The organism is Pseudomonas sp. Sample_24 (assembly GCF_004307605.1).
GTDB lineage: Bacteria > Pseudomonadota > Gammaproteobacteria > Pseudomonadales > Pseudomonadaceae > Aquipseudomonas.
The window spans coordinates 1-12,099 of record NZ_RCNW01000439.1; the positions used below are offsets into that span (position 1 = coordinate 1).

Genomic DNA, 12,099 nt, shown 5'->3' on the forward strand with positions numbered 1-12,099 from the left:
ACCCGTATCAACTGGACATCCGCGACGATGCCGGCACCCTGGGCCTGAACCTCGGTGTTTACGGCGCTCCGGAAACCTTCTTCATCGACGCCAAGGGCATTATCCGCGACAAGTTCGTCGGCGTGATCGACGAGCAAGTCTGGCGTGAAAAACTGGCGGCCAAGTATCAGGCGCTGGTCGACGAGGCCAAGCCATGAAGCGTTGGATCGCCGCCGTTGTCCTGGGCCTGAGCATGGCCGGTGTGGCCCATGCCGCCATCGACACCTACGAGTTCGCCAAGGAAGGCGACCGCGAGCGTTTTCGCGAACTGACCAAGGAGCTGCGTTGCCCCAAGTGCCAGAACCAGGACATTGCCGATTCCAACGCACCGATCGCCGCTGACTTGCGCAAAGAAATTTTCCGCATGCTTGGCGAGGGCAAGGACAACCAGCAGATCATCGACTTCATGGTCGATCGCTACGGTGATTTCGTCCGTTACAAACCCGCCCTCAACGCCAAGACGGCCTTGCTCTGGTTCGGCCCTGCCGGCCTGCTGCTGGGTGGTTTGGTGATCATCGCGGTGATTGTCCGCCGTCGTCGTGTGCAACGCGCCGATACCCCGGGCTCGCTTTCTGCCGAGGAGCGCAAGCGCCTCGATCAACTGTTGGATAAAAACCAAGAATGATTGATTTCTGGCTCGCTGCAGGTCTGCTCCTACTGGTGGCCCTGAGTTTTCTGCTGATCCCCATTCTGCGCAGTCGTCGCGCCCAGCTCGAAGAGGATCGTACCGCCCTGAACGTGGCGCTGTATCAGGAGCGCGTGGCTGAGTTGCAGACTCAGCAGGAAGAGGGCGTACTCGACGCCGCGCAGATGGATGCCGGCCGCGCCGAAGCAGCCCGTGAATTACTCGCCGACACCGAGGGCGTTGCCGCGCCGCGTGTCTCGCGTCTGGGCAAACCGGCACCGCTGTTGGCGGCGATCCTGGTCCCCGTGCTGGGCTTGGCTTTGTACCTGCATTTCGGTGCCAGCGACAAAGTCGAGTTGACCCGGGAATTCTCCCAGGCACCGAAGTCGATGGAAGAAATGACCCAGCGTCTGGAGCGTGCAGTCGCGGCACAGCCAGACTCTGCTGAGGCGCTGTATTTCCTTGGCCGTACGTATATGACTCAGGATCGTCCGGCCGATGCAGCGAAAATTTTCGAGCGCACTGTGAACCTGGCCGGACGTCAGCCCGAATTGTTGGGGCAGTGGGCGCAGGCCTTGTACTTCGCGGATGGCAAGCAGTGGTCGGACAAGATCCAGGCGTTGACTGACGAAGCGTTGAAAGCCGATCCGAAAGAAGTCACCAGCCTCGGTTTGTTGGGCATCGCGGCATTCGAAGGCGAGCGTTACCAGCAAGCGGTCGATTACTGGAATCGCCTGCTGGAGCAATTGCCTGCGGACGATAAATCGCGGATCGCGCTGCAAGGCGGAATTACCCGCGCCACCGAGAAACTGGTCGCCAGCGGTGGTCAGGTGGCCAAGGCGCCAGCGGCCAAGGCATCGGCATTGCTCAAGGTCAGTGTCGATCTGGCTCCGGAGCTCAAGGCCAAGGTGCAGCCCGGTGACAGCGTGTTCATCTTCGCCCGCGCCACTTCCGGCCCACCCGCGCCATTGGCAGCCAAGCGCCTGACCGTGGCCGACCTGCCGGCAACCGTCGAACTGGGCGATGCCGACGCAATGATGCCGCAGTTGAAACTGTCGAACTTCCCTGAAGTCCAACTGGTTGCGCGCATCTCCCGCGCCGGCCAACCAACGGCTGGCGAGTGGATCGGTCGCAGCCAGCCACTGTCCAGCAGCACGACAGCGCCGCAAAAACTGACCATCGACAGCCCGGACAAATAACAGGAATGCAAACATGACCGCCATCGCTCGAATTACCCTGCTCAGCGTTGTTTTAGGGCTGAGCGCTTGTGCGGTTCAACGGCCTCCGATGGAGCAGCCGGCGCCGTCACGGATTCCGCCGTCGCAGCCAAGTACCAAGCCTGCACCGACTACCGTGCCGAGCAAACCGACGACGCCGGCCAAGCCAGCCAAACCGTTGCCTCGCACTTCCGCCAGTTTCGCGCCGCCGCCCGGGGGCAACAGTCACTGGGATCCCAAGCTTGGGGTTTATGTGCTGGATGATCAGCCCAATACCTTTTATCGCCAGCGTACTTATTACCGTTGGGATAATGGCTGGAGCCGTTCGATCAGTCCGAAGGGGCCTTGGGAGGAAACGGATATTCATGGGGTGCCAGGTGGTTTGGGCCGGCAGTTCGGGCAATGATGCAAAAGGCGACCGTCGAGGTCGCCTTTTTTATGGCCGTTGAAAACCGTTGCGCCACCGTAGAACAATGGGCCGTCAGGACCGTTTGCCAGAGGCCCAACCAGTAAACAACCAATGCCGAGGGTATGTAGATGTCAGGCAGGTTGATCTATCTCATCGGACCTTCCGGTTCGGGCAAGGACAGCCTGTTGGATGCTGCGCGCGCGCGGCTGGCCGAACGTGGCTGCCGCATCGTTCGACGCGTGATCACACGTTCGGCCGAAGCGCTGGGTGAAGCGGCGCTGGGCGTCAGCACGCAGCAGTTCGCCGAGATGGAAGCACAGGGTGCGTTTGCCTTGAGCTGGCATGCCAATGGCCTCTCGTATGGCATCCCGCGGGAAATCGACGATTGGCTGGCCGCTGGCAATGACGTGCTGGTCAACGGCTCGCGCGGGCACTTGCAGAACGCTCGCGCGCGTTATCCGAACATGCACGTGGTGCTGCTGACCGTGGACCAAACCGTGTTGCGTGCACGTTTGTTGGCCCGAGGGCGCGAATCCGTGGCGGAAATCGATGCGCGACTGGCGCGCAATGCCCGTTTCAACAAGCGTGTCCTTGCCGACAACGACCCGACCTTGCGGATACTCGACAATTCCGGAGCCTTGGAAAATACAGTGACGCGCTTGCTTGAATGCATTGATGAGCAATCCGCATGGGCATGATGCTGGCGGCCGGGTCTACCTCGGTTGAATTTCGGTAAAAGCTTCGCCCCGTCATCGATGGGCACTGGCCTGTGTCATCAACAATCCCTGCACATATTCCACAAACGCCCGCGCCTTGGCGCTGGCCATTCTGCCGGTGGGGAACACGGCCCACAGGTCCTGATTGGGCAAGCTCCATTCGTGCATGACTTCACGGACCGCGCCGCTGGCCAGCTCCGGCGCGAACATCCACTGCGACGCCATGGTCAGCCCTTGATGGGACAGTACGGCCGCACGCAATCCTTCTGCGGCGCTGATACGCAGGCGGCCATTGATGATCACCGATTGCTCCTCTCCAGCCCTTTTGAACAGCCAGTTGGCGCTGCCGCCCAGGGTGTAGACGATTGCCTGATGATTGCACAGGTCTGATGGACAAGTGGGTTCAGGGTGTTTTTCGAAGTACGCCGGTGTACCCAGCACGACGCGCCGACATTCGGCGATCTTGCGCGCGGTGAGCCCCGAGTCGCTCAAGGTGCCCATTCGCAGAGCGACATCAACGCCTTCTTCCACCAGATTGACGTTGCGATCATCGAGCATCAGGTCAATGTTCAGTTCCGGGTTCTGCTCAAGAAATGGCCCAAGGTACGGCACGATATGTATTCGGCCGAACGTCACCGCAGTGCAGACACGCAGATTGCCAGTCAGCCCGCGGGCCGCACCGCGGGCGGCGGCCTCTGCCTCATCGGCTTCTTCGAGGGCGCGTTTGGCCCGCTCGAAGAATGCCAGCCCGGCCTCGGTGGGCGCCAGGCCCCGGGTGGAACGCAACAACAGTCGCACCGCCAGCCGCGATTCGAGTTGCGCGATGATTTTTGACACGGCGGGCTGACCGATATTCAGGCGTCTGGCCGCTGCGGAAAACGACCCGGTTTCCACCACATAGACAAAGGTTTCCATTGCGCCCAGGCGATCCATTTGTAGTCCTTTTAGAGATTCAATGCACAAGCGAACCTGCTGGCGATGGTCACCTATCGGTCAGGCCCTGGTCATTGAGTGTAATCGGGGCAGGCTTTGGCGTAACCGGCCACGCCGCTTTCTGCCGGAAAGGAAGAAGCGTCGGATAACACACTTTGTAAAACAGCCGAGCGTCGCGTCTGGCGTTTTTGTGCTTGAGTAAAGATAACTCTAGGGTTACTTTTGATTGGGCCGAAGCAAGGAGGCGGGTGGTGTAGAGCAGGCTATTGATCAAGGAAATGATGGAGGCGGGTTGGACACTGGATCGGGTCACTGGCAGTCATCACATCTTCACTCACCGTTTCAATCCATACACGATTCCCGTTCCCCATCCGAAAAAGGCTTTACCCCTGGGAACGGTCAAGAGCATCAGGAGGCGAGCCGGGCTGTACTGCCCGCCAGCCAGTTACGCAGGAGATCCATAATGCAATATCCAATCTGTATCGAATGGGGCGACGAGAACACTGCCATCGGTATTCAGATCCCCGACATTCCCGGTGCGGTCACGGCCGGGGATACCTTTGAAGATGCTTACAACGCTGCTGTTGAAATTGCCCACATCATGCTGCAGGAAATAGCCGCAGACGGAGAAACGATTCCGATGCCGGCTTCGGCGGCGATGCATCGTGCCAATCCGGAATTCGCCGACATGGGCTGGGGCATGCTGGAACTGGACATCTCGCCTTACATGGGCAAAACCGAGAAGGTCAATGTCACCTTGCCCGGCTATGTGATCCAGCGTATCGACCGCTATGTGCGTGAGCACAATGTCAAAAGCCGCTCGTCATTTCTGGCGGATGCGGCGCTGGAGAAGCTGGTTCGGCAATAAGTATTTTCAACTGCACGGCAATCGAGAGCAGGCTCGCTCCCTCAGTGTTCACCCATGACTTGTGGGCGCGAGCCTGCTCTGGATGTTCTGAAACTAAGCCGTCGCCAACGCGACTTTCTGCGAAACACACAGAAACCGCACCAGCGCCAACAACGCAAACGCACTGCCGACAATCACAATCCACAACCAGCCTCCGTGTTCGTACACCGGGCTGGCCACCGAAGAGCCGAATGCGCCGCCGATGAAGATGCTGGTCATGTACAACGCATTCAGGCGACTGCGGCTTTTTGCATCGAGGGCGTAGACCGCGCGCTGGCCGAGGACCATGTTCATCTGTACGCAGAAATCCAGCAGCACCCCGGTCACGGCGAGGCCGATGACGCTGTAGATCGGGTGGATGAACGCGGGCAAAAAGCTCAGGCTGGCGAACAGCAACGCCAACAGCGAAGCAATGCGAGTATGCCCGGCGTCGGCGAGACGACCAGCGATGGGCGCGGCGATGGCGCCGATGGCTCCAACCAGGGCGAAGATCGCGATCTGGCTTTGCGACAGGCCATGGTTGCGCGCCAGTTCCAGCGGCACGGCAGTCCAGAACAGGCTGAACGTGGCGAACATGCAACCCTGATAAAACGCTCGTTGACGCAACACCGGCTGCCGACGCAACAGCGTCCACAACGAACCCAGCAGTTGGCCGTAGGACGCGCTGTGATCAGGCTGGCGCTTGGGAATGGTCACCGCCAGGACAATGCTGATCGCGGCCATCAAGATCGCCGCGATCACGAACATCGCTCGCCAGCCGAAATGGTCGGCGACGACACTGGAAACCGGTCGGGCCAGCAAAATCCCCAGCAGCAAACCACCCATGATCCCGCCGACCACGCGCCCGCGAGACTCTTCCGGTGCCAGATGCGCGGCCAGTGGAATCAGGATCTGTACCGACACCGAACTGAATCCCACCAGCAGCGAAATCAGCAAAAACACGTTCGGCTGATCGGTGAACGCCGCGCCCAGCAGGCTGGCAATCGCCACCAGTGTGGTGATGATCATCAGCCGGCGATTTTCCAGGAGATCGCCCAAGGGCACCAGGAAAAACAGGCCCAACGCATATCCGATCTGGGTCAGCGAAACGATCAGGCTGGCCATGGTGTTGGTCAGGCCGATGTCTGGAGCAATCAGGCCGATGATCGGTTGGGCATAGTAGATGTTGGCGACAATGGCGCCGCAACAGAAGGCGAACAGCAGCACCATGCCTCGGGTCATTGTCGCGGTACCATGAGGCACCTGGGTCGCGGGTTTCATAATGTGTCTCTTAGTACAGAGGGAATGCGCGCAGGGTAAGGGCCTGGCCGAAACGGCGGAAGAGGGATTGCAGTGATAGTAGTCATTCCATTGCGGAATGAGAGACGGGCTTGCGTTCTATAAAAGGCAAAAAGGCGACCTGCCCGGGTCGCCTTTTTTTGGGGCCCGAACTCAGGGTTTACGGAGCATAAATCTGGTCGAAAACACCGCCATCATTGAAGTGGGTTTTCTGCACGGTGCGCCAGTCACCGAAGGTCTTTTCCACCGACAGGAAGTCGACTTTCGGGAAGCGGTCGGTGTATTTGGCCAGCACGGCCGGGTCGCGCGGACGCAGGTAGTTGGCCGCCGCGATTTCCTGGCCTTGCGGCGACCACAGGTATTTCAGGTATTCCTCGGCAGCGGCGCGGGTGCCTTTCTTGTCGACGGTTTTGTCGACCACGGACACCGGTGGCTCGGCTTCAGCGGAGACGCTTGGGTAGATCACTTCGAACTGGTCGCGGCCGAATTCGCGGGCGATCATTTCCGCTTCGTTTTCAAAGGTCACCAGCACGTCGCCGATCTGGTTGGTCATGAACGTCGTCGTAGCGGCGCGGCCACCGGTGTCCAGTACAGGCGCTTGCTTGAACAGCTTGCCGACGAAGTCTTTGGCCTTGTTTTCGTCGCCGCCGTTTTTCAGCACATAGCCCCACGCCGACAGGTAGGTGTAGCGACCGTTACCGGAAGTTTTCGGGTTCGGCACGATGACTTGCACGCCATCCTTGAGCAAGTCCGGCCAGTCTTTCAGGGCTTTCGGGTTGCCCTTGCGCACGATGAACACCGTGGCTGAAGTGAACGGTGCACTGTTGTTCGGCAGGCGGGTGACCCAGTTGTCCGGCACCAGTTTGCCGTTGTCCGCCAGGGCGTTGATGTCGGTGGCCATGTTCATGGTGATCACGTCAGCCGGCAAACCATCGATGACTGAGCGCGCCTGTTTGCTGGAACCGCCGAACGACATTTGCAGAGTGATGTTTTCGTTGTGCTCGGCTTGCCAGTGCTTCTGGAACGCAGTGTTGTAGTCCTTGTAGAAATCGCGCATCACGTCGTAGGAAACGTTGAGCAGGGTCGGTGCAGCCTGAGCCACGCTAGACAGGGCCAGGCCAGCCGCCAGGAATGAAGCGCCAAAGAGTTTTTTCACTGCGAATTCCTTGTTCTATTAAAAATGAGAGGCAATTTGCCAGCGACTATAGCCGGGCTCGCATAGGCCTTTAAAGATTAAAAAGCACTTTGCTTATTCCATTTTTTTGAACAGCGCGTTACCACAACGGGAGCAGAAGGCGGCACCGTGTTCGTGGCTGTTTTTCCGGCACACCGGGCAATCATGTTGCAGCTGTTCGCCGCGCATGGCGTTGGCCAATTCGGCGGTAAAAATCCCGGTGGGCACGGCAATGATCGAGTAACCGGTGATCATCACCAGCGACGAAACCACTTGGCCCAGCGGGGTTTTCGGCACGATGTCACCGAACCCCACGGTGGTCAGGGTCACGATCGCCCAATAGATGCCTTTGGGAATGCTGGTAAAGCCATGTTCCGGACCTTCGATCACGTACATCAGCGTGCCGAACACCGTCACCAGTGTGCAGACACTGACCAGAAACACCACGATCTTCTGCTTGCTGCCACGCAACGCCGACATCAAGTAGTTGGCTTGCTTGAGGTAAGGACTGAGCTTGAGCACGCGGAAGATCCGCAGCATCCGAATGATCCGGATGATCAGCAGGTACTGCGCATCGGCGTAATACAGCGCGAGGATCCCGGGCACGATCGCCAGCAGATCCACCAGCCCGTAAAAACTGAAGGCATAGCGCAAAGGCTTGGGTGAGCAGTACAGGCGCAGGATGTATTCGCCGAGGAAAATGACCGTAAAACCCCACTCGATATAGGCAAGTACATCGGCGTAGTTTTTGTGAATGCTGTCGATGCTGTCGAGCATCACGACCACCAGGCTGGCGAGGATGATCAACAGCAGAATGCCGTCGAAACGCCGGCCGGCCTTGGTATCGCTCTGGAAAATCATGACGTAAAGGTCTTCACGCCAATTTTTGCTGCTGTTCATGGAAAACGCCTGACTCGATGATCAGCGCAGCCTAGGTTGATTCTCCTCCAGAGTGCAAGGCGTATGGGGGACAGTGGCCTTGGCAAATATTTGCGCAACACTGCCAACCAGCCAGCAGGCAAGGATGAATGGCGCGGTCAGCGTCGGCATGCCGGCGGCGGCAAACATCGGTGTCAGCAGCAGCGCCAGCCCGATGCCGACCAGCGGCAGCCACGGGTGCTGGCGTTGCGAGCTGAGGGCGAGGGCGGCGAGTACGGCGTTGTATCCACCGAGGCCGAGCAACGCATTGTAGAAATCATGATTCAACATGCTCCAGCCCATGCCCGCGACAGAGGCCAGCAATGCCCAACAGAACGCACGGCGATCAGCGATCAGCAATCCGGCTGCAATCATCGCACCTGCCAGCGGATGACCGAGGAACATCACCTGGCCAATGCCTTTGAGCGGTGCGGCCAGCATGTTCAGCGGGCTGACTTCGATCAAGTGCGCTGTTGTCGACGGTGTCGCGAAACACAGCAGCAGCCAGCCCAGCACGACGAAGGGCGTGGTGTAGGCGGGCAGGTACTGGCTGAGTCGCACGCGCTTGATCCACTGTTGCGTGATCATTGCGCTCAGGCCTCCAGCGGCCAGAATCAGCGGCGGCATCAGCGCCGACCAAGGGAAATACAGGCTCAGCAGCAGACCGAGCAGCACGCCGTTGTAGCTGAACAACCCGGCCTGGCGATCAGCCTTGGCATAGTTGCGGCGTTGCGCGGTGAGCAAACCGGCGACGCCGCCAAGCATTGCTCCGCCAAGCAGGGCCGGGGCGGTGAACAGGATGGCTGAAAGAATCAGCAAACCGCACAGCGGATTGCGCTGGAGGAAAATCTGGCTGAAGCCGTTGAGCAAGGCTTCGGCCCAGTCGGGGCAGTGGGTATTGAAGTGATTGGCAGGCATGATGAAGTCTAGGGCAGTGGGAAAAACCAAGGTCTTGCACGAACTTTGTGGCGAGGGAGCTCGCTCCCGCTGGGCTGCGAAGCAGCCCAACTCGCTCAATGCGGTTTCTCTGTGGAACCCGTCATCAAAGCGACGACTGCTGCGCAGCCGAGCGGGAGCGAGCTCCCGCGCCACAGGCGTTGATCTTTAAATCAATGTTTCGATGCGCAAGGAGTTAGTCGACCCCGGCTGCCCAAACGGCACACCCGCAGTGATCAACAACGTGTCGCCGCGCTGCGCCATTCCTTGGGCCTGGGCGATCTCCAGCGCTGTGGAGCAGACTTCATCGACCTGACGCAGGCGATCGTTGACTACCGAGTGCACACCCCAGGCCACGGTCAGGCGACGAGCGGTTTGCAGGTTCGGTGTCAGGTTGAGGATCGGCACGGTCGGCCGTTCACGCGCAGCGCGCAAACTCGAAGTGCCCGACTCGCTGTAATTCACCAATACCGCCACCGGCAATACGTTGCTGATCCGGCGGATCGCGCAACTGATGGCATCGGAAACCGTGGCCTCGGCTTTCGGGCGGCTGACGTCGAGTTGTGCCTGATAGTCAGGGCCGTTTTCCACTTGGCGGATGATCTTGCTCATCATCTGCACGGCTTCGAGCGGGTATTCGCCAGACGCCGTTTCCGCCGACAGCATCACCGCGTCCGCACCTTCGGCCACGGCGTTGGCCACGTCGGTAACCTCGGCGCGCGTCGGGGCCGGTGAGAAGCGCATCGACTCCAGCATTTGCGTGGCCACCACCACCGGTTTACCGAGTTCGCGGCAGGTGCTGATGATGTTTTTCTGGATCTGCGGCACGCTTTCCGCCGGGACTTCCACGCCCAGGTCGCCGCGCGCGACCATGATCGCGTCGCTCAACTCGGCGATTTCCCGCAGTTGTTCAACCGCCGAGGGTTTCTCGATCTTAGCCATCAGGAACGCTTTATCGCCGATCAGTGTGCGGGCTTCGCGGATGTCGTCCGGGCGCTGTACGAACGACAGCGCCACCCAGTCCACACCCAACTCCAGGCCGAAACTCAGATCGCGGCGATCCTTGGCGGTCAGCGGACTCAGGTCGAGCACTGCTTGCGGCACGTTCACCCCTTTGCGATCCGACAGTTCGCCGCCGTTGAGCACCGTGGTGTCGATGGCGTCGGCGTACTTGGTGACCACCCGCAGGCGCAGCTTGCCGTCGTCCAGCAGCAGGTCCATGCCCGGCTCCAGCGCCGCAATGATCTCCGGATGTGGCAGATTGACCCGGCGCTCATCGCCCGGCGTGGTATCCAGGTCCAGGCGCAGGGCCTGGCCGCGCACCAGTTGCACCTTGCCCTCGGCAAACTTGCCAACCCGCAGTTTCGGGCCTTGCAGGTCCATCAGGATCCCCAGCGGGTAATTCAACTGGCGCTCGACCTCGCGGATCCACTGGTAGCGCTGGGCATGGTCGGCGTGATCGCCGTGGCTGAAGTTCAGGCGGAAGATGTTGACCCCCGCCAGCACCAACTCGCGGATGTCGTCGATACCGTCGATGGCCGGGCCGAGGGTGGCGAGGATTTTGACCTTTTTATCAGGCGTCATGATGTTGGGCTCTCGAGGATCAGGATGGCGCGGAAGTCGTTGACATTGGTACGGGTCGGCTCGGTGACGATCAATGCGTCGAGCGCCTCGAAGTAGCCATAGCCATTGTTGTTGTCCAACTCGTCGCTGGCGCTCAAGCCAAGGGCGGCGGCGCGGGCGTAGCTGTCGGGGGTCATGATGGCGCCGGCGTTGTCTTCGGAACCATCGATGCCATCGGTATCGCCGGCCAGCGCGTAGACGCCGGGCAGGCCTTTGAGGCTGTCGGTCAGGCTGAGCAGGAACTCGGCGTTGCGTCCGCCACGGCCGTTGCCGCGCACGGTGACGGTGGTTTCGCCGCCGGAAAGAATCACGCAGGGCGCCGCCAGCGGTTGGCCGTGCAGGACGATTTGCCGGGCGATGCCGGCGTGGACCTTCGCCACGTCTCGGGATTCACCTTCCAGGTCGCCGAGGATCAGCGGGCTGAAGCCGGCCTGACGGCATTTCACGGCCGCCGCTTCCAGTGACTGCTGCGGGCGGGCGATCAACTGGAAATGACTGCGGGCCAGGCTCGGATCGCCAGGCTTGACCGTTTCCGACTCCGGGCTTTGCAGCCAGGTGCGCACCGAGGCCGGTACTTCGATGTGGTAGCGCTTGAGGATCGCCAGCGCTTCGGCGGACGTACTCGGGTCGGCCACGGTAGGGCCGGAGGCGATGACCGTGGCGAGGTCGCCCGGCACATCGGAAATCGCGTAGGTATAAACAGTGGCCGGCCAGCAGGCTTTGCCCAGCCGTCCACCTTTGATCGCCGAGAGGTGCTTGCGCACGCAGTTCATCTCGCCAATGGTCGCGCCAGACTTGAGCAGGGCTTTGTTGATCGATTGCTTGTCGGCCAGGGTGATGCCCTCGGCCGGCAGTGCCAACAGGGCTGAGCCGCCACCGGAGAGCAGGAAGATCACCCGGTCGGTTTCCGTCAGGTTGCTGACCAGTTCGAATACGCGCTTGGCCACGGCTTGACCGGCCGCGTCAGGCACGGGGTGTGCGGCTTCGACCACTTCGATTTTTTCGCAGGGGGCGCCGTGACCGTAACGGGTCACCACCAGACCGGAGACTTCACCCTGCCAGCAGCGCTCGACCACCTGGGCCATGGCGGCTGCGGCTTTACCGGCACCGATGACGATCACTCGACCACTGCGGTCGGCAGGCAAATGAGCTTCGAGGACTTGCTGCGGATGCGCCGCGTCGATGGCTGTGGCAAACAGCTCGCGCAGCAGTTGTTGCGGATCGACCGACATGGCGGGCTCCCAATCTTATTGTTCTTGGTTAATGCTGATGATCGTTCCCACGCTCTGCGTGGGAATGCCTCAATGGACGCTCTGCGTCCGCT

13 protein-coding genes and 1 pseudogene are annotated in these 12,099 nt (G+C 60.4%); 7 read left to right on the top strand and 7 right to left on the bottom strand.

Annotated elements, in window-relative coordinates:
* The 5 genes and pseudogenes from D8V06_RS25720 to phnN form a co-directional block, all read left to right on the top strand.
* Nucleotides 1-197: pseudogene (locus tag D8V06_RS25720) on the top strand (DsbE family thiol:disulfide interchange protein); the annotation flags it as partial.
* On the top strand, nt 194-664 hold the full coding sequence (locus D8V06_RS25725; RefSeq protein WP_130932065.1) for a cytochrome c-type biogenesis protein: 471 nt from the start codon (nt 194-196) through the stop codon (nt 662-664). The pseudogene D8V06_RS25720 and the gene D8V06_RS25725, both read left to right, overlap by 4 nt.
* The gene (ccmI, locus tag D8V06_RS25730; RefSeq protein WP_130932066.1) at nt 661-1,863 is read left to right on the top strand and encodes a c-type cytochrome biogenesis protein CcmI; all 1,203 of its coding nucleotides are present in this window, start codon (nt 661-663) and stop codon (nt 1,861-1,863) included. The genes D8V06_RS25725 and ccmI overlap by 4 nt, the downstream gene beginning before the upstream one ends.
* Nucleotides 1,864-1,876: 13 nt before the next feature.
* Nucleotides 1,877-2,287 (top strand): hypothetical protein, encoded by a 411-nt coding sequence (locus D8V06_RS25735; protein ID WP_056852987.1) that lies wholly within the window; start codon nt 1,877-1,879, stop codon nt 2,285-2,287.
* 131 nt (nt 2,288-2,418) lie between these two features.
* Nucleotides 2,419-2,988: a phosphonate metabolism protein/1,5-bisphosphokinase (PRPP-forming) PhnN gene (phnN, locus tag D8V06_RS25740; RefSeq protein ID WP_130905236.1), complete on the top strand. Its 570-nt coding sequence runs from the start codon at nt 2,419-2,421 to the stop codon at nt 2,986-2,988.
* A 51-nt stretch (nt 2,989-3,039) separates the two neighbouring features.
* Here the strand turns inward: phnN and D8V06_RS25745 are convergent, their stop codons facing one another.
* On the bottom strand, nt 3,040-3,939 hold the full coding sequence (locus D8V06_RS25745) for a LysR family transcriptional regulator (RefSeq protein WP_130932067.1): 900 nt from the start codon (nt 3,937-3,939) through the stop codon (nt 3,040-3,042).
* 278 nt (nt 3,940-4,217) lie between these two features.
* Between D8V06_RS25745 and D8V06_RS25750 the strand changes: the two genes are divergently transcribed.
* On the top strand, nt 4,218-4,403 hold the full coding sequence (locus D8V06_RS25750; RefSeq protein WP_130932070.1) for a type II toxin-antitoxin system HicA family toxin: 186 nt from the start codon (nt 4,218-4,220) through the stop codon (nt 4,401-4,403).
* Nucleotides 4,403-4,807, top strand: a complete 405-nt coding sequence (locus D8V06_RS25755) for a type II toxin-antitoxin system HicB family antitoxin (protein ID WP_130932068.1) — start codon at nt 4,403-4,405, stop codon at nt 4,805-4,807. Before D8V06_RS25750 ends, D8V06_RS25755 begins: the two co-directional genes overlap by 1 nt.
* 93 nt (nt 4,808-4,900) lie before the next feature.
* Here D8V06_RS25755 and D8V06_RS25760 read toward each other — a convergent pair whose 3' ends face one another.
* The 6 genes from D8V06_RS25760 to D8V06_RS25785 all read right to left on the bottom strand — a co-directional run bounded on the left by D8V06_RS25760 (nt 4,901) and on the right by D8V06_RS25785 (nt 12,007).
* Nucleotides 4,901-6,106 (bottom strand): MFS transporter, encoded by a 1,206-nt coding sequence (locus D8V06_RS25760; RefSeq protein ID WP_130932069.1) that lies wholly within the window; start codon nt 6,104-6,106, stop codon nt 4,901-4,903.
* 178 nt (nt 6,107-6,284) lie between these two features.
* Nucleotides 6,285-7,280: a sulfate ABC transporter substrate-binding protein gene (locus D8V06_RS25765; protein ID WP_056852982.1), complete on the bottom strand. Its 996-nt coding sequence runs from the start codon at nt 7,278-7,280 to the stop codon at nt 6,285-6,287.
* 93 nt (nt 7,281-7,373) lie between these two features.
* Nucleotides 7,374-8,198: an ion transporter gene (locus D8V06_RS25770; RefSeq protein WP_056852981.1), complete on the bottom strand. Its 825-nt coding sequence runs from the start codon at nt 8,196-8,198 to the stop codon at nt 7,374-7,376.
* 21 nt (nt 8,199-8,219) lie between these two features.
* The gene (locus D8V06_RS25775; protein ID WP_130908462.1) at nt 8,220-9,134 is read right to left on the bottom strand and encodes an urea transporter; all 915 of its coding nucleotides are present in this window, start codon (nt 9,132-9,134) and stop codon (nt 8,220-8,222) included.
* A gap of 186 nt (nt 9,135-9,320) precedes the next feature.
* Complete coding sequence (gene pyk, locus D8V06_RS25780) at nt 9,321-10,736, bottom strand: pyruvate kinase (RefSeq protein WP_056852979.1); 1,416 nt, start codon at nt 10,734-10,736, stop codon at nt 9,321-9,323.
* Nucleotides 10,733-12,007, bottom strand: coding sequence for a glycerate kinase (locus D8V06_RS25785; protein ID WP_056852978.1), 1,275 nt, complete (start codon nt 12,005-12,007; stop codon nt 10,733-10,735). Before D8V06_RS25785 ends, pyk begins: the two co-directional genes overlap by 4 nt.
* Between the last annotated feature and the right edge of the window lie 92 nt (nt 12,008-12,099).